Annotated in this window: 34 protein-coding genes; 8 read left to right on the top strand and 26 right to left on the bottom strand. The window is 50.7% G+C overall.

All coding sequences use genetic code 11. The features are described 5' to 3' along the window. Nucleotides 1-10: 10 nt before the first annotated feature. The 4 genes from HV477_RS21955 to fin all read right to left on the bottom strand — a co-directional run bounded on the left by HV477_RS21955 (nucleotide 11) and on the right by fin (nucleotide 2725). On the bottom strand, nucleotides 11-313 hold the full coding sequence (locus HV477_RS21955; protein WP_001280963.1) for a phage tail assembly protein: 303 nt from the start codon (nucleotides 311-313) through the stop codon (nucleotides 11-13). 54 nt (nucleotides 314-367) lie between these two features. Beyond that, nucleotides 368-883, bottom strand: a complete 516-nt coding sequence (locus tag HV477_RS21960; RefSeq protein ID WP_001207653.1) for a phage major tail tube protein — start codon at nucleotides 881-883, stop codon at nucleotides 368-370. Nucleotides 884-892: 9 nt separating this feature from the next. Beyond that, nucleotides 893-2065 (bottom strand): phage tail sheath protein, encoded by a 1173-nt coding sequence (locus HV477_RS21965; RefSeq protein ID WP_175065386.1) that lies wholly within the window; start codon nucleotides 2063-2065, stop codon nucleotides 893-895. A gap of 102 nt (nucleotides 2066-2167) precedes the next feature. Beyond that, nucleotides 2168-2725 (bottom strand): serine-type DNA invertase Fin, encoded by a 558-nt coding sequence (fin, locus tag HV477_RS21970; RefSeq protein WP_175065387.1) that lies wholly within the window; start codon nucleotides 2723-2725, stop codon nucleotides 2168-2170. Nucleotides 2726-2754: 29 nt separating this feature from the next. Between fin and HV477_RS21975 the strand changes: the two genes are divergently transcribed. Then, entirely contained in the window at nucleotides 2755-3621 is an 867-nt protein-coding gene (locus HV477_RS21975) for a hypothetical protein (RefSeq protein ID WP_001117079.1), read from the top strand. A 2-nt stretch (nucleotides 3622-3623) separates the two neighbouring features. Beyond that, nucleotides 3624-4163, top strand: a complete 540-nt coding sequence (locus HV477_RS21980) for a tail fiber assembly protein (RefSeq protein ID WP_023217778.1) — start codon at nucleotides 3624-3626, stop codon at nucleotides 4161-4163. A 3-nt stretch (nucleotides 4164-4166) separates the two neighbouring features. On the opposite strand, the gene HV477_RS21985 is transcribed toward HV477_RS21980, so the two are convergent. Genes HV477_RS21985 through HV477_RS22010 form a run of 6 tightly spaced genes read right to left on the bottom strand, consistent with a single transcriptional unit; the run spans nucleotide 4167 to nucleotide 8752 of the window. Next, nucleotides 4167-4784, bottom strand: a complete 618-nt coding sequence (locus HV477_RS21985) for a tail fiber assembly protein (protein WP_175065388.1) — start codon at nucleotides 4782-4784, stop codon at nucleotides 4167-4169. Then, the gene (locus HV477_RS21990; RefSeq protein WP_175065389.1) at nucleotides 4754-6328 is read right to left on the bottom strand and encodes a phage tail protein; all 1575 of its coding nucleotides are present in this window, start codon (nucleotides 6326-6328) and stop codon (nucleotides 4754-4756) included. The genes HV477_RS21985 and HV477_RS21990 overlap by 31 nt, the downstream gene beginning before the upstream one ends. Further along, nucleotides 6325-6930 (bottom strand): phage tail protein I, encoded by a 606-nt coding sequence (locus tag HV477_RS21995; protein ID WP_175065390.1) that lies wholly within the window; start codon nucleotides 6928-6930, stop codon nucleotides 6325-6327. The genes HV477_RS21990 and HV477_RS21995 overlap by 4 nt, the downstream gene beginning before the upstream one ends. Further along, nucleotides 6923-7831, bottom strand: coding sequence for a baseplate assembly protein (locus HV477_RS22000; RefSeq protein WP_114053104.1), 909 nt, complete (start codon nucleotides 7829-7831; stop codon nucleotides 6923-6925). Before HV477_RS22000 ends, HV477_RS21995 begins: the two co-directional genes overlap by 8 nt. Continuing rightward, on the bottom strand, nucleotides 7818-8177 hold the full coding sequence (locus HV477_RS22005) for a GPW/gp25 family protein (RefSeq protein ID WP_000177484.1): 360 nt from the start codon (nucleotides 8175-8177) through the stop codon (nucleotides 7818-7820). Before HV477_RS22005 ends, HV477_RS22000 begins: the two co-directional genes overlap by 14 nt. Next, nucleotides 8174-8752 carry a phage baseplate assembly protein V gene (locus tag HV477_RS22010; RefSeq protein ID WP_001556169.1) on the bottom strand — a complete coding sequence of 193 codons (579 nt, stop codon included), beginning with the start codon at nucleotides 8750-8752 and terminating at the stop codon, nucleotides 8174-8176. The genes HV477_RS22005 and HV477_RS22010 overlap by 4 nt, the downstream gene beginning before the upstream one ends. Before the next feature lie 77 nt (nucleotides 8753-8829). Between HV477_RS22010 and HV477_RS22015 the strand changes: the two genes are divergently transcribed. After that, nucleotides 8830-9681, top strand: a complete 852-nt coding sequence (locus HV477_RS22015; RefSeq protein WP_001749772.1) for a hypothetical protein — start codon at nucleotides 8830-8832, stop codon at nucleotides 9679-9681. 1 nt (nucleotide 9682) lies between these two features. Here HV477_RS22015 and HV477_RS22020 read toward each other — a convergent pair whose 3' ends face one another. From HV477_RS22020 to HV477_RS22070, 12 genes are all read right to left on the bottom strand, one after another. Beyond that, a complete protein-coding gene (locus HV477_RS22020) occupies nucleotides 9683-10129 on the bottom strand; it encodes a phage virion morphogenesis protein (RefSeq protein WP_001749771.1) in 447 nt (148 codons plus the stop codon). Next, the gene (locus HV477_RS22025; RefSeq protein ID WP_001749770.1) at nucleotides 10122-10553 is read right to left on the bottom strand and encodes a phage tail protein; all 432 of its coding nucleotides are present in this window, start codon (nucleotides 10551-10553) and stop codon (nucleotides 10122-10124) included. Before HV477_RS22025 ends, HV477_RS22020 begins: the two co-directional genes overlap by 8 nt. Beyond that, nucleotides 10516-10764, bottom strand: coding sequence for an Rz1-like lysis system protein LysC (lysC, locus tag HV477_RS28255; RefSeq protein ID WP_223151184.1), 249 nt, complete (start codon nucleotides 10762-10764; stop codon nucleotides 10516-10518). The genes HV477_RS22025 and lysC overlap by 38 nt, the downstream gene beginning before the upstream one ends. After that, nucleotides 10649-11077, bottom strand: a complete 429-nt coding sequence (gene lysB, locus HV477_RS28535) for an Rz-like lysis system protein LysB (RefSeq protein WP_175065395.1) — start codon at nucleotides 11075-11077, stop codon at nucleotides 10649-10651. Before lysB ends, lysC begins: the two co-directional genes overlap by 116 nt. Continuing rightward, nucleotides 11074-11451, bottom strand: a complete 378-nt coding sequence (locus HV477_RS22035) for a DNZ54_00345 family protein (RefSeq protein ID WP_094882630.1) — start codon at nucleotides 11449-11451, stop codon at nucleotides 11074-11076. The genes lysB and HV477_RS22035 overlap by 4 nt, the downstream gene beginning before the upstream one ends. A gap of 4 nt (nucleotides 11452-11455) precedes the next feature. Continuing rightward, a complete protein-coding gene (locus HV477_RS22040; protein WP_001069919.1) occupies nucleotides 11456-11965 on the bottom strand; it encodes a lysozyme in 510 nt (169 codons plus the stop codon). Further along, nucleotides 11946-12161, bottom strand: coding sequence for an HP1 family phage holin (locus HV477_RS22045; RefSeq protein ID WP_000171565.1), 216 nt, complete (start codon nucleotides 12159-12161; stop codon nucleotides 11946-11948). The genes HV477_RS22040 and HV477_RS22045 overlap by 20 nt, the downstream gene beginning before the upstream one ends. A gap of 3 nt (nucleotides 12162-12164) precedes the next feature. Then, nucleotides 12165-12368, bottom strand: a complete 204-nt coding sequence (locus HV477_RS22050) for a tail protein X (RefSeq protein WP_055384031.1) — start codon at nucleotides 12366-12368, stop codon at nucleotides 12165-12167. Then, on the bottom strand, nucleotides 12368-12832 hold the full coding sequence (locus tag HV477_RS22055; RefSeq protein WP_175065391.1) for a head completion/stabilization protein: 465 nt from the start codon (nucleotides 12830-12832) through the stop codon (nucleotides 12368-12370). Before HV477_RS22055 ends, HV477_RS22050 begins: the two co-directional genes overlap by 1 nt. Before the next feature lie 93 nt (nucleotides 12833-12925). Beyond that, complete coding sequence (locus HV477_RS22060; RefSeq protein WP_094882632.1) at nucleotides 12926-13579, bottom strand: terminase endonuclease subunit; 654 nt, start codon at nucleotides 13577-13579, stop codon at nucleotides 12926-12928. 3 nt (nucleotides 13580-13582) lie between these two features. Next, nucleotides 13583-14644 (bottom strand): phage major capsid protein, P2 family, encoded by a 1062-nt coding sequence (locus HV477_RS22065; protein ID WP_175065392.1) that lies wholly within the window; start codon nucleotides 14642-14644, stop codon nucleotides 13583-13585. A gap of 16 nt (nucleotides 14645-14660) precedes the next feature. Beyond that, entirely contained in the window at nucleotides 14661-15494 is an 834-nt protein-coding gene (locus HV477_RS22070; RefSeq protein ID WP_023171079.1) for a GPO family capsid scaffolding protein, read from the bottom strand. A gap of 142 nt (nucleotides 15495-15636) precedes the next feature. Between HV477_RS22070 and HV477_RS22075 the strand changes: the two genes are divergently transcribed. Next, on the top strand, nucleotides 15637-17403 hold the full coding sequence (locus HV477_RS22075; protein WP_140043614.1) for a terminase ATPase subunit family protein: 1767 nt from the start codon (nucleotides 15637-15639) through the stop codon (nucleotides 17401-17403). After that, the gene (locus HV477_RS22080; protein ID WP_114043175.1) at nucleotides 17403-18434 is read left to right on the top strand and encodes a phage portal protein; all 1032 of its coding nucleotides are present in this window, start codon (nucleotides 17403-17405) and stop codon (nucleotides 18432-18434) included. The genes HV477_RS22075 and HV477_RS22080 overlap by 1 nt, the downstream gene beginning before the upstream one ends. Before the next feature lie 26 nt (nucleotides 18435-18460). On the opposite strand, the gene HV477_RS22085 is transcribed toward HV477_RS22080, so the two are convergent. Further along, nucleotides 18461-19438, bottom strand: coding sequence for a DNA-processing protein DprA (locus HV477_RS22085; RefSeq protein ID WP_014344392.1), 978 nt, complete (start codon nucleotides 19436-19438; stop codon nucleotides 18461-18463). After that, nucleotides 19428-20009: a phosphoribosyltransferase family protein gene (locus tag HV477_RS22090; protein WP_015701350.1), complete on the bottom strand. Its 582-nt coding sequence runs from the start codon at nucleotides 20007-20009 to the stop codon at nucleotides 19428-19430. Before HV477_RS22090 ends, HV477_RS22085 begins: the two co-directional genes overlap by 11 nt. 369 nt (nucleotides 20010-20378) lie before the next feature. Here HV477_RS22090 and HV477_RS22095 point away from each other — a divergent pair, with 369 nt between their 5' ends. Genes HV477_RS22095 through HV477_RS22105 form a run of 3 tightly spaced genes read left to right on the top strand, consistent with a single transcriptional unit; the run spans nucleotide 20379 to nucleotide 23129 of the window. After that, entirely contained in the window at nucleotides 20379-21380 is a 1002-nt protein-coding gene (locus HV477_RS22095) for a hypothetical protein (protein ID WP_000508501.1), read from the top strand. Next, a complete protein-coding gene (locus HV477_RS22100; protein ID WP_001085272.1) occupies nucleotides 21380-22459 on the top strand; it encodes a hypothetical protein in 1080 nt (359 codons plus the stop codon). Before HV477_RS22095 ends, HV477_RS22100 begins: the two co-directional genes overlap by 1 nt. Next, nucleotides 22446-23129, top strand: a complete 684-nt coding sequence (locus HV477_RS22105; RefSeq protein ID WP_047079042.1) for a hypothetical protein — start codon at nucleotides 22446-22448, stop codon at nucleotides 23127-23129. The genes HV477_RS22100 and HV477_RS22105 overlap by 14 nt, the downstream gene beginning before the upstream one ends. Before the next feature lie 95 nt (nucleotides 23130-23224). Here the strand turns inward: HV477_RS22105 and HV477_RS22110 are convergent, their stop codons facing one another. Both HV477_RS22110 and HV477_RS22115 read right to left on the bottom strand, forming a co-directional pair. Beyond that, nucleotides 23225-23458 (bottom strand): DinI family protein, encoded by a 234-nt coding sequence (locus HV477_RS22110; protein WP_001217570.1) that lies wholly within the window; start codon nucleotides 23456-23458, stop codon nucleotides 23225-23227. Between the two features lie 11 nt (nucleotides 23459-23469). Next, nucleotides 23470-23658, bottom strand: coding sequence for a hypothetical protein (locus tag HV477_RS22115; protein WP_048977490.1), 189 nt, complete (start codon nucleotides 23656-23658; stop codon nucleotides 23470-23472). Between the last annotated feature and the right edge of the window lie 63 nt (nucleotides 23659-23721).

Genomic DNA, 23721 nt, shown 5'->3' on the forward strand with positions numbered 1-23721 from the left:
TCATCAATCGTCAGGCTGTCGGTAAACCGGCAAGCACCGACCTCGGCAACAAAAAAGTCACCACCTCTACCGACAGCGCGGTGAGATCGGCGGGGTCCAGCTCTGCCATTTCCTGCGCGGTCAGCGTCGGGGTGGAGATTCGTGGAATCACAGTCATCATTGCGCCCACGTCCATATCCATAATGGCCTGCAGACGGGTGCCACGCAGTGCGCCGGACTGAGGCTTGCGCAGCACAATTTCGGTAATTTCAGCTTTACCGCGCATGATGGGAGTATCCAGTTTTACGGTCTTTTCAGTCAGCTTGTCGCTCATGTTCGTATCCTGTTAATGAAATACTGGCGCGGCTGCCCGCGCCGTTAAGGTTAATCAGAGGCCGAGGGCATTACGGTGTTCTTCCATCAGGTCCACGCCGCCAACGATTTCTACCATGTTGACCAGATCGACCTCATAGAGCACCTCACCATTAATGGTCAGCTTCGCGTAGCTGTTGGTACTGCTGACTTTGGTGCTGCTGCTCTCGCCGGTTTTCCACTCGCCGGAATCCACTTCTTTATGGCGCCCGCGCACAACCAGCTCAACGGCCTGCACTTCGCCGGTATCGTCACGCTGAATGGAACCGGTGAAACGCAGCTGGATGCCGTCAACGGTTGCCTTGCCCATCTGCTTGAATAACAGCAGCTCGGTACCGCCGATTGAAAATTCCGTGTCCAGTGCACCGTCATCCAGCCCCATGTCCACATCCACTGCGCCCGGCATACCGCCGCCGCGATACTTCTCAAACTTGCGGGTAAATTTCGGCAGGGTCAGAGACTCAACGATCCCCTGCCAGTTGTTCCCGTCGTTGAACAGGTTCAGGTGTTTTAACTTGCGTGGTAAAGCCATGATTCCCCCTTATGCAGCGACACGGCTGGCAAAATCGACCAGGTAACGATCGGTGATGCGCTGGCGCAGCATCAGGTTTTCAAGCGGAGGCACCGGCGTGTAGTCATAATCGATGGTCAGTTTCCCGGCTTTAAGGGCGTCTTTATCGTTAACAGACTCATCCAGCCAGCAGTCACCACCAATCAGGTATCCCTGGTTGACCAGACTGCGCATCTTGGCGCGTAGTCCTTCAATAATGTCGCGGGCCAGCGACGGATTAAGCACGCCATCCACCGCCCACATGTGCGCCTCCGCCATAGTGTCAGCCAGCACCTGCGCCGTGCGGGTGTAGTTCTCAAAAGCAAACAGCGGATCGTCACTGAGACAACGGGAACCCCAGAAGCGGAAGCCGTCTTTGCGGATCAATGTGGTGACGTCATTTTTGTTCAGCAGTCCCGCATCGGTTGCCGGGTCCTGCAGATCCCAGAACACATCAGCGGAAATGCCGGTGACACCGTTCACACCCACATTGGACAGGGTTTTATGCCAGCCGATCTGCTCGTCGATTTTGGCACGCAGGCCGAGCGCACGGGCGGAGGCGTAAGCCGTCGCGTCTGCTTTCAGCACGGTGTCAAAGTTGATGAAGTCAGGCCAGATCAGCATTCCCTCGCGCTGACTGAAATTCTCGCGATAGGCAATAGCTTCCTCCACCGTTTTGCAGCCATTAGCAGCAAGGTAGGCAAACCCGCGCAAGCTTTGCGCCACGCCCAGCAGTTCAGTAGCAACGGCCTGAGTGTCATGTCCCGGCACCCCAAGAATGCGCGGCTTGACACCGAGCTGCGACTGCGCCGACAGTAGCGCTTTCATGCCCGTTTTCTTACCGTCGGAAGTTACGCCGCCGATAATATTGGAGGTGGTTTCCGCTTCGGTTTCGCCCTGCGCCACACGCACAACGACAGTCACGGGTTTTGCCTGATCTGCAATCGCGTCCAGCGAGCGGGCCAGCGTGCCGGACTCCCCCGCTTTACCGCTGGCGGTGAGCATATCAGTCAGCAGGACCGGCTTATTGAGGGGAAACACGGACGCATCAGCATCATCGCCGGTGCAGACCATGCCCACGATGGCGGTGCTCACCGTGGTAATAGGTCGGGTGCCCTCGTTGATTTCAACAACACGCACCCCGTGGTGGTAATCCTGAGCCATAAGGCAGTCTCTCCGGTTGACAGGGATACCTTATGTTCTGGTTGCCAGGCGTGCGGCGCACGTATTTCACGATGTGTCAGTGCTGGTACAATATCGCCACTTTCAACGCGACTGATTTACAGGGAATTTCTTGTAAAGAGTGGAAATGCTAACATCAAAAAGTAATCCAACACGATGACGAGTTTCACCGGCGGCAAGCAACCGTCCGGCCTGCTCCCATTGCTCCGGAGTGAGCTTTGGACGCCTGCCACCGACTCGCCCTTGCGCCCTCGCTGCGGCAAGTCCGGCGCGGGTTCTTTCCACAATTAATTCCCTCTCCATTTCAGCGAGTGCGCCCATGATATGGAAAAAGAAACGCCCCATTGGTGTGGAAGTATCTATGCTATCCGTAAGACTGCGGAAATTAATGCCACGCTCCCGTAGCTCCTCTACCAGAACGACCAGATGACGCATACTGCGCCCCAGACGATCGAGCTTCCATACAACCAGCGTGTCCCCTTCTGATAACGTCCTGAGTAACTTTTTTAACCCTGATCTTTCTGCTTTGGTCCCGCTTATTTTATCTTCAAAAATCAGTTCACATCCTGCGCAATTCAGCGCGTTTCGCTGTAAATCAGTGTTCTGGTCATTTGTTGACACCCGTACATAGCCAATTTGCACAATAGGCCCCCTTGCAAAAGGCTTGGATCATGCCATTTACGACCGTTTTCTGCATTTTCATAAACCTCGGTTTAGGCGAAACGATAAATCTGGCAAAAAATGCCGTCCCGGCGACACGGCGGGTTAACAGTAAACCACTGACCGGTGATATCACTTTGTCAGCTGCTGATGTGAATGCATTCGCGCTGGGGATGACGGGAGACTACACACTGGAAAATGACAAATCAGTCGGCTGGAACTGGAAAAGCGGTGTTTACAACGTTCCTACTGGAGGTGCATCCAAGCTGATTTTGCATTTTAATATGAATATCGGCAGTTGTCCGGCAGTGCAGTTTTGTGTGAATTACAAGAATGGCGGTATTTCCTACCGTTCGGCACGCGACGATTTTGGCTTTGAACTTGACTGGACTGAATTTTATACCACAACACGAAAACCATCCGCAGGTGATGTCGGTGCATTACCTGTTAGTGGTGGCGTAATTAACGGTAATCTCGGTATCGGTACACCTAATATATTGGGAGGTAGTTCTATTGTATTAGGCGATAACGATACCGGCTTAAAACAAAACGGCGATGGCCTACTGGATATTTATGCTAATGGTGTTCAGGTATTCCGCTTTCAGAACGACACACTGGAGAGTAAAAAATCCATCAATGTTACCGGACGATTAACGCCAACAGACTACGGTAATTTCGACAGCCGATACGTACAGGATTTCCGTCTGGGTAGTTATGAATCTGGACAGGCATGGATGGGCCCGGGATTCAGTGATACACCTGGTTATGTACTGACAGCGGCAACTAACGGCAATGGTGATGAGCTTATTGACGGTCTCGGAAGACGTCCAATGCAAAAATTGATTGGCAACCAGTGGTATAACGTGACGAGTGTTTAATTATGATGCATCTAAAAAATATCGTAGCCGGTAATCCAAAAACGCCTGACCAGTATCAACTCACTAAAAAATTTGGTGTGGTTTGGCTGTATGATGAAAAAGGTAAGAACTGGTATGAGGAACAGAAAAATTTTGCAGTAGACACGCTAAAAGTTGCCTACGACAAAAGTAATATAATTGTGGCAATCAATAAAGATGCGTCGAAAATAAATCCTGAAGGGCGCAGCGTTGTTGAATTACCGGATATCACAGCTAATCGCCGGGCAGATGTGTCAGGACGCTGGATGTATGATAGCGAACGTGAGCAGATAATTAGGCGGGTTTATACACCGGAAGAACTGCGCCAGCAAGTAGAAGCGAAAAAGGTAAAACTGCTCGAAGAGGCCGAGACCGTTATTACACCGCTGGCGCGGGCAGTAAAGCTGGGTATCGTCACCGATGAGGAGCAGCAGCGACTGGTGGCATGGGAACAATACAGCGTTCTGGTCAGTCGGGTGGATACATCTGCCCCTGACTGGCCGGAGAAACCGGCCAGTCATTAATTATTATTGTGGTAATACAGGCCACTGTATTTTATTAAAGGTGGCCTCGTCTGAAATGCCTGTTAAAACCAGTGATTTAAGCTCCCTGATATACGCCATCCATTTAGTCAGGCTGGCCTTATCGTCGTCACTGATTTCACCCAACGCCAGTTCGGTTCGCCAGTCGGCAATGGCGCTGTTAGCGGCATCCAGTAATTTCTGTCGGGTGGTTTCGGCCTTAGCCTGATAATCCACCGGAACGGGTAAAACCTTACCATCTCTGTACAACCATGAGCCATCACCACGACAATCATCAGGACAGTCAGCAGCGTCTATTTCCGCAACAGACATATTAACCGGCCACAACATTGATACAGCATATGTGTTTCCACGTTGCGGGACTGGCTGATTAACAACACCCCAGATAACCCCTTCAGGATCGTACATAATTTTTGCAGTATCATCAGAAAATAATGACTGACATTCATACCAGTCCTGCCCGTCTTCCGATTTCAGGAAATATGCACCTATATTTATTTCGGACTGAGTTTTACCCCTGTTTACGGGCGCGTCAATAAGTCTGAAATTTTTAATGTCCTGATATTTTTTCATTATGCCGTCCCCCCTTGTACGGTATACCACTGAATACCTAATCTTTTTTGCAAAGGCGCATAAGCAATGCCATCAATATTTTCGCCTTGATTATCTTTCCAGACGGAGGTAACTACATATCCGGGAGTGTTAGGCCAGGAACCTGCATTGTTCCAAGTAGTCACTGATGTGCCAGCCCCTAACTGAACATCTGCGACGAAATTATTATTAATCCACAGACTCAGCCAGCTATTCCCCCAGACAGAACCAAAGATGTCGCCGTTATTCTGATAGATGGCCCCGCCTGCACGAAGCGTGTTAGCGGTGATATCGCCATTGACCGTAAAGACAATCGAACCATCAGGATTTCGCTGGCTGTATAAATGCCATCCCTGGTCGTCGTCCAGTTCAATCACTGTAGGCCTGTTTGCGTCGCCCCATAAATTAAACGTGGCTGTCATTGTCGAATTATTATTACTCGTCAGTGACAGTTTTTTTTCTTTGCCTGCGCGAATAGCTCCCAGAACCATCATTTCACCAAGAGCGACACGAACGGTGTGCTGGCTATTCGCAAACGTATCCAGTATCCCGTCACCATTCTGTTTAAAGCCGGTATCGTTATCACCGATAGCGATGGAACTACCGCCCAGTGTGTTATTAGTATTCACGCCGAAGGAAGATGTCTGTGGCAGGGTTAACTTCCCGCTCATCTCATCGCCAGTTTTCTGGACTGCGCCCGCAGCTTGCTTTGCTGTTTCTCCTAAACCGAGGTATGTGAGAAGGCCGGCGATATCTTTTCCGCTTAAATTCGTCAGTGTATTGTCCAGCGGTTGCTTTCCAGCCAGAGCGTTTATCATCGTCGTGGCAAAGTTCGGGTCATTCCCCAGAGCCGCTGCCAGCTCGTTCAGCGTATCCAGTGCTGCAGGCGCAGAATCCACTATTGCCGCGATAGACGATGCCACAAATTCCGTGTTTGCAATCTGTTTAGTGCTATTACCCGCCGCTGGCGTCGGTACCTTTGGAATCCCTGTGAGTGTCGGGCTGTCCTTCTGCGCATACTGTGAATGCGGGTCCGGCGCAGCAAGATGCTTTGCCATCAGGTCGTCTACATATACCTTCAGCTCCAGCGCCTTATCATCCACATATTTACGGGTTGCCAGCACTACTGCAGGGTCAATTTTCAGGGTGATGTTATCGGTGCTGCTGGTAATCAGTACCATGCGCACGGTCTGCGTACGTCCGCTCCCTTCTGTCAGCTGCGGCTTGTAGCTCTCAGGGCAGTTACCCACGGCGATCAGTGCGCCGGTTTCATCAAACAGGCCGACCTCACGAATCCACCATCCCCCCTCAGTTTCCGGGATCACTTGCTCAGCAATAATCTGGCTGCTGTTCTGCGGGTCGATATACAGCATATTCAGCGCTGCTCGACGCTTCTCAGCAACTAACGCGGTCTGTTGCGCGCTGGGTGTGGGCAGCACACCGCCACCGTCGCCCACCGCCATATGGGTAATTTTCAGCGGGACACCGAGCGCGGCGGCGCTTGCCAGTTTCGCCGCGCCGATCTCCGTCAGCAGGGTATAAAATTTTGCGCTCATGGATTCACTCTCATTGTGTCAATAACATGGACCGCCCCGCCCTCATAAGCGGTGCCGCCGGAAATAATGGTTTCGTTGATATACGGGTAGATCGTGATTTCTTCGCCGGTGTAGGTGGCTGCCCCCACAAAATACGGGCCACCTGTCTGCAGGTTGATGGACATACCAACCAGATGACGGCTGCATGGTTTGGCATCGCTTATCAGGCGCTCAAGCTCCAGATAGGTGTCTTCGGTGATACCATGATCCTGTACGCCAATATCCAGACGGAACGTTCCCGGCGTTTCGCCGGTCTGCCACCACTCAATGATGCGGATCAGGAAGCCGAACGGCTCCACCACGCGCCGCACGGCGCAGGTCGTCCCCTTGTGCTGATGGATATAAAAAGCGTCCTGCACAACGCGGCGCTTGACGCTTTCTGTCCAACTCTCATCCCAGCGGTCAACAGAAAACGCCCAGGCCAGATAAGGCAGGAATCTGATCGGGCAGGTTGCCGGGTTCCACAAATCACGCAGCGATACCTGCAGATCGGAAATCCCGCTGCAGGTCTGCGCCAGTCGGCGCTCAAGCGGCGACGAACCCGGCGGCAACAGACTATTCATCCGTGCCCCCGTTGGTAACGCTCCATTCGGTACAGGATGCCGCCTGTGTCTTATCCAGCACCACATCCTCCAGAGGGGACGTCAGCTCCACACGCTGGACGCCCTCCACGTGCAACGCGGCATAAATGGCGCTGCGGCGGATATCACGTCCCAGCCTCGTCTGACTGGCGATGTACTTCTGCAGGCTGGCTTTTGCCGCCGCCATCACCGGCTCAGCTTCCGGCCCCGGATAAAGAAAAATGGTAGCCTCCACCCGGTACGGTATGATCTCCGCACTACGAACCGTCAGACGGTCAGCCACCGGGCGTACACTCTCACTGTTCAGGGCTTTTTCAACCACATCCAGCAGGTCTTTTACTGCTGTACCGTCACCCTCCCGGCTCAGCACGGTAAGTACCACCTCTGCAGGGGCCGGACTGGTTGCGCTGGCATCTGCCACACGTCCGTCCGCACTTCTGGCGTGAAATTCATAAGCTGCTGTTGGCCCCGCAACAGAAAGCCCTTCAAAAGCCGCAGGCACACGCAGGCGTAACGCTTCATCACTTTCCATCACAGCCGCAACGGGCGGCACAGCGTCATTATCAGCAGGCGTCACCATCAGGCGTTTCACGTTGTAGTTGGCAGCAATTTGGTCAAGGTCTCCACCCATCGCGTAAGCCACCATCACCGCCTGCGCGGCTTCGTTAATGCGCTGGCGCAGAAGCAACTCACGGTAAGCGTTCTCCTGCAACAATTTGGTGACGGGTTCAGATTCCAGATCCAGCGTGCGGATCACGGCTTCCTGCTCATCTTTCGGATGAAGCGCAACAAATTCGGCCTTGCGTTCGGCAAGCAGCGTCTCAAAGTCCGGCACATCCACAATCTGCGGCGCAGGCAACTGGGAAAGGTCAATGACTGCCATTGTCTGCTCCTGTTGATACGGAAAGGGAAACCGGCGCGCCGTTGTTGCGCTGCCCGGTAAGCTCAACCACCATGGAGCCATCAAAATTGCTGCTGATGGTGATGGAATCCAGCGTCAGTCGTGGCTCCCAGCGACTCAGGGCCACGTAGACCGCAGACATGATCTGCAGTCTCAGCGCCGGGTTCTGCGGCCGGTCAATCAGGGTCGACAGCAGGGAACCGTATTCCCGGCGGGCAATGCGGCTGCCCTGCGGCGTCAGCAGAATATCCCGCACCGACTGGCGCAGATGGTCGGTATCCGTAATCGCTTTTCCATTGCTCTGACTCATGCCGAGATACAGCGTCATACCGGGCCTCCGGTGGTGTCACCGCCTTTCAGGACACCAGTATGCTGATGCGCATCAACTACGATCCCGTTAGAACTCATCGCACCGCCGCCCTGGGTGACGCCGCCATTAATCACCACTTCGCTGTTAATACGCGTGCGGTCAGCCTCCACCACAAACTCACCGGTTTTCAGGGTGATATTGTCTGCCGCCTCGATCACCATGGATTTGATGCCTCTGACGAACCAGCGCCCGGTGGTAGGTTCATATTCAAACCAGCCCCCGTCCGGGTACTCCGTCACGCAGCCATCCACGGAATCCGACGGTGGCGCAAACTGATTGGAGTAGATGGCAGGTAGCGCAAAAGCGGTTTCCAGATTGCCGCCCATGCTCAGCACCACCACCTGCTCATCCGGCGACGGACACCACCATGTACGGGCACCACCTGCGCGCAGCGTCAGCCAGTTAATCCAGTTTGTTTCAAGTTCGCCCACCTTTACCCGGCACAGCCAGTTTTCCCGATTCACTTCGGTCACAGTGCCGGTGCGGATCAGATTGGTGATAAGGCGCATGATTTCTGTTAGTTGTGCATTCATTTCTAAAGAATCTCACACTAAAATGGTCTGACAATGCGATGAAGATTGTATGGATGAAGATACAAAACGGAGATTGAATGTTTACTATTGGTATTTATGGTTTTACCTTAACGAAAGTAACTCATTTTTCGTTCGGGACAATGTACCCCGTAGAAACAAGCTTATTTAAATTAAAAAAATATCGCCAAGATAAAGATAAACTGTATCTTACTGCTTTCCTTGAGCTTGACGTTCCAGATAGAAATGAAGTAACTGACCTTATATTCCATTTGGAAAAAATCCTAAGTTTTATAGAACAAAGACCCGTGCTCATTAAATATCAACTGCATGATAAAGAAAATAAAAATAACCTTTCTGACAATTACCCTAGGAATATAATTCCTAACATTAATTTATCAAGTTCAGGTGAAGTTCTCCTTGAGGATAGTTTTTCTAAAAACTCCAGACGCTACTTTATCGAACTTGCCATTAATAAAATAGTCATTGCTGAAGATCGTCCATTTACAACTATGCTTCATAAGAACGTATTAGTTTTTTCCAATCCAGTGAATTATCTTGATGTATCATACTACTTACTTTTCTCTGGTCTTGAGTCATTAGTCCGCGAGCGTGAAAATGACTTTAAATCTAATATTGCACCGATCATGTACCGTTATCTCACAAAGCATGGGTTTAATGTCAAGCAACAAAATAACAAACATCATGAGATTTCACTTGATATTTACTGCAGTTTAAGGAACGCATTATTTCATAATGGTCAATTCCAAACCATGCCAATGAAAAGAGGCTCTCAATTAATCAGTTTTGCACTCAAAGATTTTTATTCACAATTTAAAAGATTAAACTGTCTGGTCATTTTAAAAGAAGCTGGATTCAATGACACCTCAATCAATTGGGACTTTAGTGATTACAGACATCCATTTCATTAACTCACACTGATAACCAATGAAACAAAATGTCGTGAGTGACTGATCCCACCTCATCATTCACGCCCAGCAGGCGGCGCTCTGCGTAGCGGACCTCCGGGCCTTTACGGCTGACGCGATCGCGCAGGCCGTAATGGTGAACACGGGCAATACGCTGCACCTTGCCCTCAAACTGCACGCTGGCAGAGTCGGTACTGGCAGCAGTTTTCAGGTATTTCGCCGTGCGCAGCTTCGCAAACATCTGGCGTTTGATACGTCCCTTCTTGCTGCGGGCTGTTACCCGGCGTGGCTCATAACTGCTGCCATCAGGATTGCGCTGCATCCTGATATTCTGCTGCTGTGCCCGTCGCAGTTCCTGCGCCAGTTGCCGCATCATACGGTTGCGTGCGGCAGGCTCCAGATTCGCCAGCAGCGCCGTCAGCCAGTCATCAACCTTCTGCAGCTCATCCACGTTTCACCGTCCACATTTCTTCGGGTTCGTCCGGCTCCAGCACCGCTTCAACGCTCGATACGCTGCCGTCAGTGCTGACCAGCACACGCTCAGTCAGTTGCAGGTTCATGCTGATATCGCACACATCGTTTCGCAGAATATCCACTTCAAAGGTGAACAGTTTTTCGCGCAGATCCGGGTTGTTGATGGCGTCCGGCTGGCTGGTACTGAGCCACAGCAGGACTGGGGCCATCAGCAGATTCTGGTCGCCGCTGAAATCCTCGATCACCACGTTCAGGGTGTAGCGGTATTCCCATGACATAGAACTGGCTCCTGTTGCCACCAGTGATCCGTTATCAACGAAAAGGTGCAGCTTGTCCGGGTTGTCCCGGACATAGGCAACCGCTTTATTCAGGGCGCTGCGTAAGGACTGCGGTTTGTTCACTGTCTCGCTCCTGACACGCAATAATTGTGTCCACTTTGTCAGCACAGACCGCCCAGGCGGCCTCGGTTTCATCCAGCACCGCATTCAGATCGCCGTTACTGCGCGGCGCTGACCTTTCTAGGCGGCACTGCGTCACTCTGGGACAGCCACTCACGGTAAGCTGCACCTCCGGCGAGGGCCGGACGCTCCCGCAGCCGGATAATGTCAGCAGGCAAAGGAGCGTCAGCCCAGCGGCGCAAATCCTCGTTTTCACGTTTCAGTTCCTCGATCCGGCGCTGACGGCTTCGCAGCAGTGCGGTGGTCTGTTCCGCTGCCGCATAAAGCCGCGTCTGCTCCCGGCTGTTGGTTTCGGTCAGAATGGACAGGCCGATCAGCTGGCTGTTTTTCTTCGTCAGCTCCTGCGTTTTGCTTTTCAGCGCCGCGCCCTGCGTTTCGATGGTGTGGCTGGCATTGTTTAACCGCCACGACTGCCAGCCCAGCGCCGCAAGTGCCAGCGCCAGCACTACCGCCAGCGCACGCATCAGGCCGCCATCGGCTCATGAAGCTGCGCGCGAGCAATCTGGTACAAAACCAGCGTCAGCAGGTAAAACACCAGGGTGATCACCCATCCCGAAAACGCCAGGCACAGAACTATAAGCAGCCTGATAGCCCATGTACGCACGGGTTTTACGGGGTGCGCCCTGAATTTGATTAATGCCGCCCTGACCTCCTCGCGCGCCCGATCTCCGGCGAACCACCCGACAGCGCACAGCGCAGCAAGCAGCCAGGCGAGGAAGCATGACACCCAGACAGACGCACCAACCAGAACCGGCGCACCGCTGCGCGGATACAGCAGGCTGATTACCAACAGCGCAGCCCATGCCAGCTGGAAAAAAACGCTCATGACTTTCTTTTTCATTCCGTTATGCTCCTTTTAAGCACCAGGCCATTTCCCGCGCGCGGCGGTTGTCCAGCCCCTGATTAAACACACCTTTGACATATACCCAGCGCGGCAGCTGATGGCAGGCATCTGCCCAGCGCCGCTGGTTCAGCAACTTAACCAGCGTGGAGCTGCAGGCGTTGCCGGTGCCCACGTTGAAAGCAAACGACACCACCGCGTCATAGACCTTTTGCGGCATCGGCTGCACCACACATTTATCCAGTGCTCGCTCCACGCGCAGCACGTTGGTGATAAGTCCCTGCGCCGCCTGCCGTTCCGTGATGGTTTTTCCAGGCACCACACCGGACGTATTGCCGATCCCGTCAGTCCAGACGCCCGCGCTACACTGATAAGGCTGCAGGCGGCATCCCTCGTAATCGGCGATCAGTTTCAGCCCCTCAACGGAGGTATGAAGCGACTGAAATCCGGGCAGCGTGGCTGCGATAGCCAGCACCGCCCCGACAAGGCAGCGCTTAACGATTGAAGGATTCATATTCCCCCCGCGAAATCTTGCCGCCACGTAACAATTTGAAAGACTGGTGTTTGTAGTACCAGTTGATAGCCAGCATCAGCACACCAATCAGTACGCCGCCAACCGTTGACGCATCCTTGAGCGACAGATCGCCCAGCCATGCCAGCAGCACGGCAATGCAGTAAGTGATAAAGGCGCTGATTCGTTCAAGCGTCATAATTCAGTCCCATAGCTGGACGGTCTGCACGGTGGTGGTGGTCGGAATGTCCGGCAGCTCCACCTGCAGCCCGTGAGGTAAAAAGGGGCCGTATTCGGCAAGCCCCGGATTTGCCTGCAGAACCTGCTCAGTGACACCCTGCGTGCGCCCGTAATGACGCCAGCAAAGCGCGTCCACCGTGTCATACTGATGCGCACGCACTTTCATCAGATAAGCTCCACCGTACAGTGCGGTGCATCCAGCACCCGGCTGATGGCCCAGCGGGCATCACGCCACAGATCGCCGCTGGCCTCCGCCAGCTCCTCCCCTCGCTTCACGCCTGACGCCGTGGCGTCATAGTCCTGATAACGCTCATTAAGCACAGCGCGCGCCCAGCAAAAAACAGCGTTGTGGTAGTGCCGGATACGCTCGCTTTTACCGTCCAGCATGTCCGCCGGAACCTCAGCAAGTGTCCGCCAGCCCAGCATCTGCTGACGGTTGCGGAAGTCGTACAGCTCAGCGTTAACCTCCGAGATCGCCGTCAGCACGACCTGCTTTAAACGCGGCTGCGTCACCGTGCCGTCAGTGCGCATCACACTGCGAAATTCCGACAGATCCACATCAGGCCAGAACGGCGTATTTTTGATGACCTCCGCCTGTTCCAGTGCCTGTTCGGGCGCAACAAACTTCATGCGGCTTTCTCCTGAATAAGTGGGCGGTGGACGGAATTTTGATATGGCAGTGCCTTTCGCCATCCCGTGCCGCCCGTGCGCGGGGCACGTTCGTTAGCGGCTGTCATTGCGCAGCCTGCGCTCCAGCTGCTGCTTTTCTTTTTTCACACCGCAGCGGGGATCAAGCTGCAGCGCATGGGTAAGGTGATTCAGGGCAGACGCCGGGTTGCTTTCGCTCAGTACAGCGCCGATGGCTTTATGCAGACGCGCCCGCGACTGGTCCGGCATATCCAGATCGGTTGTCAGGTCCAGCGTCTGCAGAAGCAGATCGGCATCAAAACCGACAGCGGCCAGCAGAGCGCTTTGCGCCGCGTCTGCCATTTCTTCTGCCAGCACGGTCTGCACGTTACGGTTGCCCAGCGGCATCACCCAGCCATGGCGCAGCGCATGGCGCCCGATTTCCAGCGCACCGGCATAATCACCGGCATCGATACGCCACAGCATCACGTACATCAGCACGTCATCCTGCTGCGTACCTCCGGCAGCCAGCACGCCCTCCGCCCAGGCGGAATATTTCGGCAGCAGCTCCACCTTGATTTCCGCCTTTTTCACCGTGGACTGGACGCCCTTGAGGCGGCGGCGGTCTTCTGCCAGCTGCAGCAGCATCAGGTCATAGCCCGACGCATGGCGGCGAACACTGCCGCCCTCACGGGCGGCCTGTTCGGCCTGAATGCGCAGGCGGTGCTGCCGTGCGGGACTCAGGCTCATGCGTTATTCCCCACCTTCCGGTGCGGCAGGCACGCTGAAATCACCGATTTCGATGTTTTCCACCAGTGCCGCGCAGCGGTAGTCCTCGACCACATACGCCTCGTTGACGGATTCAAAGTTTTCAATCCGGTCACGTTTCGGGTTGTCGATAACAGAACGGCGACGGGTATCTTCCTGCCAGTAGATGGACAGGTTATCCAGACGGGTGATCAGCAGGGCATTCGCCGGGAAGAAAGGCGCGCGCACGGCCTGCAGGCCGCCCATACGTTTCTGGCTGATGATCAGTTCGGCGGCAATTTTCTCGCTGTTGTCCTGCTCTTTGTTGACCAGCGGGAAATACTTGTCAGACAGCAGTTCACGTCCGCAGACGACAACCAGATCGTCATCATCCTGATAAACCGCGTCGATCAGCTCGTTGACGGCATCCATCACCACGGCGTCCAGGTTGGCATAGTCGCCGCCCTTGCCCACTTTGACCGCGCCTGCAGTCGTTGCACCGTCTTTTGTGGTGCTGCCCATAACATGATCCGGCGCGTCTTCGCGGATTTTCTGTAACCAGCCTTTATTGACGTCCTGCAGCAGCGGGTTTTCAGCACGATTTGAGGTTTTGGCGCGCTTCACGCCGTTAAAGCCGATCATGATGCGGTCCAGCGCCTGACGCTTGACGATGGCGTTGCGGATACGCACCTGGAAGTCCTGGAATTTCGCCCACAGGTCCAGTTTTGCGTAGGTCAACACCGTATCAAAGTTGGTCTGCTCGCATTTGTATTCCACGTCTTCCATCAGCGTCGGATCGGTAGGCTCGCGCTCTTTGGTGGTGGTATCGGTGGTTCCGGCAATGGTGCTGCCAACGCCCAGCCCCAGCAACTGCCCTGACTGCTCAGTGACCGGCGTGATGTTAATCAGCGTCAGGAAAGCGGCGGACTGCTGGATCTGGTCTTCCAGCGTCTGCTGCACGGACGGCTCCACGGTAAACTTGCTGGACAGTTCTTCAACCTCCACACTGTTCAGGCGCGCCAACTGCTGCAGATAAGCGTTAAAGGCAAAGCGGGTTTTCTTTTTCATCGGGTTTTATGCTCCATCAGCAATTGGTCAGGGTGCCTGTCGGTGCGTCACCGCCCGGCGCGCGCTGGCGGTAGTCTTTACGGCTGTCTTCGCTGCTAAGCTTCTGCTCAAGCTCGGCAAAGGCGGCCAGCTGTTCTTGCAGGGAGGACTCCAGCTCAGAAAGGCGCTTGTCCTGTTCGGACAGGGATTTATCAGTGCGCTCGCTCAGGATCTGCTGCTCAGTAGCGACCAGCTCCACGGCTTTATGCACATCAGAAAATCTCGCATCGTCGGTCTGCTCTTTTTTGGTGAACAGCGCGGTGACGCGGGCAAAGAGGGACGGCTTTTCGTCCTGGACCTCTTCCAGTTCGATCAGCGTTTCGACAGCTTCCGAAAACAGGTTTTCGGGATTCTGCTTACGGTTCGCCAGCGGGTTATGCTCGGCGCTGGCGCTGAATGTCAGCATTTCAGTGCCCAGACTGGCGGGATCATCAGTGGCAGCCAGGCCGACCAGGTAGGCTTTGCCGGTGTCGGCAAACTTAGGGCTGACTTCCATAGATGTGAATAATTTCTGGCCTTTTTTCACCAGTTCCACCAAGGACTCCGTTGGCTCAACGTCGGCATACAGCGCCATCTTGCCTGCCAGTGGACCTTCCGTGATTTCTTCAGCAAACAGCGCCGTCACCTTGCCGTAGCGGTTAAAGGTGCTGTCCGGCAGATAAGACTTGATGTGCTCAAGGTTAATCAGCGCGGTATACACCGCCGGGTTGTAGCTGGCTGCCATCTGTTCCAGCCATTCACGCTGGATTTCGCGCCCGTCGGTGGTGGCACCCTCCACACCGATGCGGAAACGCTTTGCTTTCACTGTCATGAGCCGTGCTCCGTTAGAAAAAACTTACTGGAGCCTTATGTTTGCGGTGATGGGGGGCGTGAAACAACGCGCGTCGCTTGTACGGTAGACCACACAAACCCCAGCCGGGGAAAGCCGTCAGGCAAGGCCGTATGTTTGGGCCATGAACACGACACTGACCCCCGCAGACCTCGATCCCCGTCGGCAGGCCATGCTGCTGTACTTTCAGGGATACCGCGTCGCCCGCATTGCTGAAATGCTGGGCGAGAAAGTTGCAACCGTTCACAGCTGGAAGAAACGCGACAAGTGGGGTGACTATGGGCCGCTGGATCAGATGCAGCTCACCACCGCCGCGCGTTACTGCCAGCTCATTATGAAGGAGCACAAAGAAGGGAAAGATTTCAAAGAGATTGACCTGCTGGCGCGCCAGTCTGAACGCCACGCGCGGATCGGCAAGTTTAACAATGGCGGCAACGAAGCCGACTTAAACCCAAACGTCGCCAACCGCAACAAAGACCCGCGCCGTCAGCCGGAAAAGAATGTCTTCACCGATGAACAAATTGAGAAGCTGGAAGAAATCTTCCATTCCTCCATGTTCAACTACCAGCGCCACTGGTGGGAAGCCGGAAAAAGCAACCGCATCCGCAACCTGCTGAAGTCACGCCAGATCGGCGCGACCTTTTACTTTGCCCGTGAAGCCCTGATTGACGCCCTGCTTACCGGACGTAACCAGATTTTCCTTTCCGCCAGTAAGGCACAGGCTCACGTCTTTAAGCAGTACATCATCGACTTCGCCAAAGAAGTCGAGGTAGAGCTGAAAGGCGATCCGATGGTGCTTCCTAACGGGGCCACGCTTTACTTCCTCGGCACCAATGCCCGCACAGCCCAGAGTTACCACGGCAACCTGTATCTGGATGAATATTTCTGGATACCGAAATTCCAGGAGCTGCGCAAAGTGGCTTCCGGTATGGCTATTCACAAAAAATGGCGACAAACCTATTTTTCCACGCCATCCAGCCTGACACACAGTGCTTATCCGTTCTGGTCCGGTGCGCTGTTCAACCGTGGGCGCAGCAAAGCCGACAAGGTGGACATCGACCTGTCCCACAGCAATCTGGCCCCCGGCCTGCTGTGCGCAGACGGGCAATACCGCCAGATAGTCACCGTGGAAGATGCGGTGCGCGGCGGCTGTAACCTGTTCGACCTTGACCAGTTGCGCATGGAGTACAGCCCGGACGAATACCAGAACCTGCTGATGTGCGAGTTTGTGGACGATCTCGCGTCCGTGTTTCCGCTCAGCGAGCTGCAGGCGTGCATGGTGGACAGCTGGGAAGTCTGGACCGACTTTCATGCACTGGCCCTGCGCCCGTTTGGCTGGCGCGAAGTGTGGATCGGTTATGACCCGGCAAAAGGTACGCAGAACGGTGACAGCGCAGGCTGCGTGGTTATGGCACCGCCAACTGTACCGGGCGGGAAGTTCCGAATTCTGGAGCGTCATCAGTGGCGCGGGATGGACTTTCGCGCCCAGGCTGATGCTATCAAAAAACTGACGCAGCAGTACAACGTGACCTATATCGGCATCGACTCGACCGGCGTCGGGCACGGTGTTTATGAGAACGTAAAAGCGTTCTTTCCTGCCGTGCGGGAGTTTGTCTACAACCCTAACGTCAAAAATGCCCTAGTGCTCAAGGCGTACGACATTATCAGCCACCGCCGTCTGGAGTTTGACGCCGGGCACACCGACATTGCGCAGTCCTTTATGGCTATCCGCCGCGCCACCACCGCCAGCGGCAACCGTCCAACCTATGAAGCCAGCCGCAGCGAAGAGGCCAGCCACGCAGATTTGGCCTGGGCAACAATGCACGCACTGTTTAACGAACCGCTGCAGGGCGAATCCGCCAATACCAGCAACATTGTGGAGATTTTTTGATGAGTGAGCTCGAAGCCTTAACCAGCACAACGCCAACAGAAGATATGGCGCCTAAAAACGCAGACGTAACTGCCGAGGCTTTCAGCTTTGGTGATCCAATCCCGGTGCTGGACCGCCGCGAGCTGCTGGACTATGTGGAATGCGTGCAGATGGACCGCTGGTATGAGCCGCCGGTCAGCTTTGACGGGCTGGCGCGAACCTACCGTGCCGCAGTGCATCACAGCTCTCCCATTGCGGTAAAACGCAACATTCTGACCAGCACCTTTATCCCGCATCCACTTCTTAGCCAGCAGGCGTTCAGCCGGTTTGTGCAGGACTATCTGGTATTCGGTAATGCCTATCTGGAGAAGCGCACCAACCGACTCGGCGGCATTCTGTCGCTGGAGCCATCACTGGCGAAATACACCCGCCGCGGAATCGATTTAGACACCTACTGGTTTGTGCAATACGGCCTAACCACGCAGCCCTACGAGTTCACCAAAGGCAGCATCTTTCACCTGATGGAGCCGGATTTAAACCAGGAGATTTACGGTCTGCCGGAATATCTGTCAGCTATCCCTTCCGCCCTGCTGAATGAGTCCGCAACACTGTTCCGCCGGAAGTACTACATTAACGGTAGCCACGCAGGCTTCATCATGTACATGACTGACGCCGCGCAGAACCAGGAGGACGTGAACAACATCCGCCAGGCCATGAAAAGCGCCAAAGGTCCGGGTAACTTCCGCAACCTGTTTATGTACTCACCCAACGGCAAAAAGGACGGGATTCAGATCATCCCGCTGTCAGAGGTCGCGGCAAAGGATGAGTTTCTGAACATCAAGAACGTGAGCCGCGATGACATGATGGCAGCGCACCGCGTACCGCCGCAAATGATGGGCATTATTCCCAACAATACCGGCGGCTTTGGTGATGTTGAAAAGGCCAGCCGCGTCTTTGTCCGCAACGAGCTGATGCCGCTGCAAAAGCGGCTACAGGAGCTAAATGAATGGTTCGGACAACAGATAATTAGTTTTGATAGTTATGAGCTATAATTATTGAGGCAGATTACCTGCCTCCTTTAAAGTAAAGAAGTATTTATATTATTTAAATATATTTTTGAATATTCAGCAATGCGATTAATTGAGTCTGCAATAACTGCCATTAAGTCATCGTAATCTTCACTAGTCCTTAAAGGACTGGCAAGATTATTATTAACCAGTTGAATATTTCCTTCGCAATTTAATCCTAAGGGATTGTTTATTTTATGAGGTACAACAGCAAAAATAGGTCTACCTGCTTTTATCGCAAAATCTGCTTGAGTCATAGTGCCGCTATCCTTCGCTGCCTCAATAAGAATGGACGTTGCCGATAATCCAACTTGGATTCTATTTCGTTGAACAAAAGATTGTTTAAATGCTGGTCGACCTACTGGATATTCAGACATCCATGCCCCACCATTCTCTAAAATGTCTCTAGCCAGTTTGGCATTTTGTTTAGGTTTGGCTAATTCGAGTCCATGAGCTAAAACAGCGATAGTTTTAGCATGTGCATCAAGAGATGCCTGATGAGCATTTGTATCAGTCCCGATAGCAAGACCACTAACTATCACTAACCCACTCTTACATATTCTAGAAGTGACTCTCTTTGTAATCTCCTCTCCAGCACGCGATACCTGCCGAGATCCGACGATAGCTACGCCTGGCATTTCATGAAGAATATTGACATCACCTCTAATATAAAGCATAGCAGGTGGGTTTGGTGTCATTGCTAAAGAAAGTGGGTAACGTTTATCACCAAATGGGATAATTTCTATTTTATATTGTCGGTGAATATCATAATACCTTTCAGCATTTATTAAACTTTCAACTGTTAATTTATTTTTTAAAATTGATGTTAGATTGACTGACTCAACCAAATCATGAATATCTCTTAAAGAGTCAAAGCGTAAACTATTAATGAGTTTTAACAACCCTTGCTCTGAGGTTAGCCTCTCTGTTTGAATAGTAAGGCCTAAATATTTCTTCAGATCTGAAGGGCGCACGCTATTACTCCTCATAATTCGCTGTTTCCAACAATGCTAATGGCAAAACTGTTCTCGCGCCTTTTGATTTTAACAGATTTACGCACGCTATCATACTTCCGCCAGTTGTTGTCACATCATCAATCAGCAAAATCACTTTATTCTTTACATCTGAGACTACCGAGATCGTTGCCATATGATTAGCCACTGAGCGATCTCCGTTATCTTTATGTGCGCTCGGAACAGTGGTTTTTCTCTGTAGCGACTGACCAACCTTACCATTTTCATAATGTCCACATATCTTCTGGGCTATAGTTTGTAACGCAGAAGACACTTTACCCTCTTCATGCGATGGGACAACACATACTTCAAACGGTACAGAAGTGAAGTCCTTTTTATTCTCTTTCTTTCCAATAATATAATGTTCTAATTCATCAATAATTAAACTTGAAAATGTTTGAATAGCTTTTTTGTGGTTTTGATTATTATGATCCTTCAAATCCATCATCGCACGTGATAGCCGATCACCTGCTTTTGGGTTACGCTCTCCTCTGTATCGATATGGATGATAAGTACCGCAGCAAAAAATTTTTACTTCCCCAGTCATAATACATTTCTTCTCTTAAATTATTTAACCCCATAGTAAATAAGAATTTATGCTATTGACAACATAAACGACATAACAAAATCAAAATTATGATTTCCAGCACAATTTCCAGCATACGGCTAGCTGCGCGCGCTCGTATCCCCGCCACGCCTGCCCGCTTTGTGTAGTAGTTTTCATGCACTTGCATGACATAAGCAAAGGCCCGCTAGAACTGGCGGGACTGAGCAAAAACGATCCTTTTGCGATCATTCATTTTCATGCGCTATAGTCATGCAACAAACGCATACGAACCATATGGTTAGATTACCCATCAAGTCAGATGGATTTTCAGGCAGATTGCCACAGCAATTGTAAAGGAGCGAGATTGAAATGGGTGGAGAGACTTCGGCTATACAACGAGTCGCAGGTAAGATTTCTGATGATATTTTCTCAGTGTTCAAATGGGATCGTGCCGCTAGAGCGGACATGAATTGGGATTGTTGCCAAGAGGCTCATTCCAAGAAAACGCATCCAAGCGATGTTGTATTTTTCTACATAGATCCATATGAGGAGGAAATGGTCTATCTCAACACAGACCTTAAAAGCTATGCAGAAGGTACTATTGGGAAAAAAATAGTCGAGGGAGCTTTAACATCGCTTGCTTTAGCTACCGAGTGTGCAAATGTGAGTGAAGAATGGCGATTGAAATATGTTCATGATGATTCTTTAGGTTATAACGTAAGAGGGTTATTATTCTTATATAACCATGATAATTTATATGATAAAGACTTCTATGAGAATATTACAAAAAAATTAGATCACTCATCTATAAATTGCCCTCCAAATATCAAACTACATTTGCTTGACCCTTATAAAATATCAGATTTGATAAACATATCTTCTGACATAACTAAATTAATTGGTTCAGGCAAACTTCCTCAACCTGATAAGTTCACATATTATTATCCAGATCTTTCCCTAACAAGAATAAAGCACCCTATTAATCAGACAACACCTGCAACAATTGAATTATTAACATCACCATACATTATAATAAAGCATGAGGCTTTCAGTTGGCTCAGAGATAAAAACCCTGAGGGATATGTTGTTTATTACAATCAACCGGGGGATTCAGTAGACGAATTCGTTTACTTCTTTGATATGTTATCAACTTATCAGATATTAACCGAAGGTAAACCAATCGTATTACGCCATTGTCACATTCACCCAAATGAAAATGCCATTCATCATTTTGAAAGAGCGAAAAAGAAATACAGCACAGACTGGCTCTTAGGCGAGGATGAAAGACTTTTTCTTAAAATTGACTTCGACAAGACAGACAAAATTGTTGTTGAATATAATCTTGAACAAATCGGCATGGAGCAACGATAATGGCTAAAAAACTATATTTCGCAACTGATAAAAATATTTATGATGCATTACATCATAAAAGGATAACCGCTGCAAAGTTGCATGAATTATTGTTGAATCGAGGTGTGTTTTTATCACCAGAACTCGACAAGGAAATACTAATTGAGGAAATATCCAAACTTCCTCACGGATTTAATGAATTAGAACACATAAAAAAACTGGTCAAAACATATGACCCAAGGGAAAGCACTACTAGTGTGAGCTTCCAAACCTCAACAAATCAGGCCGAATTAAAAAGTGCTGCTGAAGCACTAAAAAAAACATGCTCCCCTAGTAAAGGTCAAAGCCTGAATATTGTAGCTAAAAAAGATGGCTCGCTTACAGTAGAATACAAATATGAAGAAATAGACCTGTCTAAAACTGCATTACGTCAGATCGACAAGCGGAATGTTATAATAGAACTTCGCCCTGGAGCTGACAAAGTTGAAGTACGTATGCCTCAAAACCCCGAGGCAAAAAAAGTTATTGAGAGCTTGCAAAACGAGCTATCTAAAATCAAGTCCGAACCTATAGAGCGCTTCGAAATATCATTACTAGCAATAACTGATCCTACATTGCGAAGTCAGTTTTTTCAGGAATTAATGAATGGTCTACGTGGTTATGAGACTGATGACGTAACAAAAGTCGAATTAAATCGCAGTACTGATGCTAGTGAGGATGAAGACAAGGAAGAAACTATTGATACCGGATTTGTTAAGAAAGCCGTCCTTAATGGTGAAGGGGTAAATAGTTCAGCTATATTTTCTCAACTACATGAGAAAGGTTATTATATCGGGCGTATTGCATGGTCTTCAAAGCCGACAAGTGGAATTGGAGACAGAATCAACGTCGAAGCATTTTTCAAAGACTCAGAAAAATGCTGTGACTTTGCCTATCAAATTAAAGGGATAAACAATCAAAAAGAAGACGGTTTCAATGTAACCATTCGCGCGGCAACGGCACAAGAGAAAAAACATATTAGTGAATTAATTGAGTCCGCCGCTGAAAATGCCTATAATATAATAATAGGATCAGAGGTGAACGAAGATGAAAAAGGTTAAATGGCTTAAGTTAAACATACGGCTTGAGTTTGAAACAGCCGTTAGACGTCTTTCTCTTGATTCTTTTACAGAGGATAAAGGGAAAGGGTTCATTTTTGATAAAATACGCCATGATTTTGCAAATGGGCGCTTTGTCGAGCGTATTGTTTATCATGACAAAATATCAAGCTTTGACGGAAGCGAAACTACCGTTGAAAGAATCGAATATCGCACCACAAATTTTAGCGTGGCTTTAGACTCTCTTCCTGTAATGCAGATTACTAACCCACCCAGAACTTTAAAGCCTTTTTCGCAGGCTTTGGTAAAAAATCTTGGCTTAGGTGTTAGTTTGGAAGAAATTGACATAAACCCTATAGACTGGCTTAATGAAATATCTTCAAGTGTAAATATCAATTTAACACAACTTGATATTTCAAGGGTTAGAGTTTCTGATTACGCCACAGCTAAAATGCAAATAATTGGCAGCAGTGATCTTAGAAAGTATTATAAAGAAGAATTAGAGGGTAAAAAAATAAGAATTGACAGGCTTGTTTGCTCTGTTAATTCATTAGAATATTCCGGTAAGCTCAAGATCACCAATAGTGGCCTTGCTTATATTGATGTTAGAAATGAAAATGAGTTTACGAAAATCGTTTTTGATACGTTAAAAAAAGTCACCCTTCAATCATAGATGGCTTATAAGGAGTTACTTCACCTAACGCCTCGCCTTACTCGTTGTTCAACCTCGTGGGCGTCAGAATCAAGTTCTGACGCCTACAATGTTTCTTAATGCAGCCAGCTATCGTCCTCCCAGACCTGCTGCATTATTTCCATCACTCGCTTTTTGTCTTCATCCAGTTTTAACCCGCTCAGCTCAACGCCATTGGCGCTGCCCTTACGGATACGAATTGCTGTTTTGGGATACAGAGGGCGCAAATTACGGTAAAGCTCGGATTCAAGGGCGTCCAGTGTAGACTGGCTAATCTTCTGCTCTTTATCGATCATTATTTCAATGCGCATACAGATCCCCCTTAACTGGTGACGTCCATTGACCGGCAGTATTCATGGCTGCGGATTTTCGCCATCAGCTCGTCGGTCATTTCGGACACCCACTGGATAGCCAGCCGCTTTTCTTCGTCGCTGCACTCACTAGCCGCTACAAGCTTGATAAAAAAATCAATGCGCTGGAGCTTCAACGACTCCAAAAGATAATCCTGCATTTTCCCTCCTATCACTACCTCGGATACACAACAACTGTATATATATCCACTGTTTATAATTAC

It is taken from the genome of Salmonella sp. SG203 (assembly GCF_013350575.1).
GTDB lineage: Bacteria > Pseudomonadota > Gammaproteobacteria > Enterobacterales > Enterobacteriaceae > Salmonella > Salmonella enterica.

Bases quoted from the DNA above. Each gene is read 5' to 3' on its own strand.
- HV477_RS21955 (WP_001280963.1), bottom strand. From the start codon at position 313: ATGAGCGACAAGCTGACTGAAAAGACCGTAAAACTGGATACTCCCATC.
- HV477_RS21960 (WP_001207653.1), bottom strand. From the start codon at position 883: ATGGCTTTACCACGCAAGTTAAAACACCTGAACCTGTTCAACGACGGG.
- HV477_RS21965 (WP_175065386.1), bottom strand. From the start codon at position 2,065: ATGGCTCAGGATTACCACCACGGGGTGCGTGTTGTTGAAATCAACGAG.
- HV477_RS21975 (WP_001117079.1), top strand. From the start codon at position 2,755: ATGCCATTTACGACCGTTTTCTGCATTTTCATAAACCTCGGTTTAGGC.
- HV477_RS21980 (WP_023217778.1), top strand. From the start codon at position 3,624: ATGATGCATCTAAAAAATATCGTAGCCGGTAATCCAAAAACGCCTGAC.
- HV477_RS21990 (WP_175065389.1), bottom strand. From the start codon at position 6,328: ATGAGCGCAAAATTTTATACCCTGCTGACGGAGATCGGCGCGGCGAAA.
- HV477_RS21995 (WP_175065390.1), bottom strand. From the start codon at position 6,930: ATGAATAGTCTGTTGCCGCCGGGTTCGTCGCCGCTTGAGCGCCGACTG.
- HV477_RS22000 (WP_114053104.1), bottom strand. From the start codon at position 7,831: ATGGCAGTCATTGACCTTTCCCAGTTGCCTGCGCCGCAGATTGTGGAT.
- HV477_RS22005 (WP_000177484.1), bottom strand. From the start codon at position 8,177: ATGACGCTGTATCTCGGCATGAGTCAGAGCAATGGAAAAGCGATTACG.
- HV477_RS22010 (WP_001556169.1), bottom strand. From the start codon at position 8,752: ATGAATGCACAACTAACAGAAATCATGCGCCTTATCACCAATCTGATC.
- HV477_RS22015 (WP_001749772.1), top strand. From the start codon at position 8,830: ATGTTTACTATTGGTATTTATGGTTTTACCTTAACGAAAGTAACTCAT.
- HV477_RS22035 (WP_094882630.1), bottom strand. From the start codon at position 11,451: ATGAAAAAGAAAGTCATGAGCGTTTTTTTCCAGCTGGCATGGGCTGCG.
- HV477_RS22040 (WP_001069919.1), bottom strand. From the start codon at position 11,965: ATGAATCCTTCAATCGTTAAGCGCTGCCTTGTCGGGGCGGTGCTGGCT.
- HV477_RS22045 (WP_000171565.1), bottom strand. From the start codon at position 12,161: ATGACGCTTGAACGAATCAGCGCCTTTATCACTTACTGCATTGCCGTG.
- HV477_RS22050 (WP_055384031.1), bottom strand. From the start codon at position 12,368: ATGAAAGTGCGTGCGCATCAGTATGACACGGTGGACGCGCTTTGCTGG.
- HV477_RS22055 (WP_175065391.1), bottom strand. From the start codon at position 12,832: ATGAAGTTTGTTGCGCCCGAACAGGCACTGGAACAGGCGGAGGTCATC.
- HV477_RS22060 (WP_094882632.1), bottom strand. From the start codon at position 13,579: ATGAGCCTGAGTCCCGCACGGCAGCACCGCCTGCGCATTCAGGCCGAA.
- HV477_RS22065 (WP_175065392.1), bottom strand. From the start codon at position 14,644: ATGAAAAAGAAAACCCGCTTTGCCTTTAACGCTTATCTGCAGCAGTTG.
- HV477_RS22070 (WP_023171079.1), bottom strand. From the start codon at position 15,494: ATGACAGTGAAAGCAAAGCGTTTCCGCATCGGTGTGGAGGGTGCCACC.
- HV477_RS22075 (WP_140043614.1), top strand. From the start codon at position 15,637: ATGAACACGACACTGACCCCCGCAGACCTCGATCCCCGTCGGCAGGCC.
- HV477_RS22080 (WP_114043175.1), top strand. From the start codon at position 17,403: ATGAGTGAGCTCGAAGCCTTAACCAGCACAACGCCAACAGAAGATATG.
- HV477_RS22085 (WP_014344392.1), bottom strand. From the start codon at position 19,438: ATGAGGAGTAATAGCGTGCGCCCTTCAGATCTGAAGAAATATTTAGGC.
- HV477_RS22090 (WP_015701350.1), bottom strand. From the start codon at position 20,009: ATGACTGGGGAAGTAAAAATTTTTTGCTGCGGTACTTATCATCCATAT.
- HV477_RS22095 (WP_000508501.1), top strand. From the start codon at position 20,379: ATGGGTGGAGAGACTTCGGCTATACAACGAGTCGCAGGTAAGATTTCT.
- HV477_RS22100 (WP_001085272.1), top strand. From the start codon at position 21,380: ATGGCTAAAAAACTATATTTCGCAACTGATAAAAATATTTATGATGCA.
- HV477_RS22105 (WP_047079042.1), top strand. From the start codon at position 22,446: ATGAAAAAGGTTAAATGGCTTAAGTTAAACATACGGCTTGAGTTTGAA.
- HV477_RS22110 (WP_001217570.1), bottom strand. From the start codon at position 23,458: ATGCGCATTGAAATAATGATCGATAAAGAGCAGAAGATTAGCCAGTCT.
- HV477_RS22115 (WP_048977490.1), bottom strand. From the start codon at position 23,658: ATGCAGGATTATCTTTTGGAGTCGTTGAAGCTCCAGCGCATTGATTTT.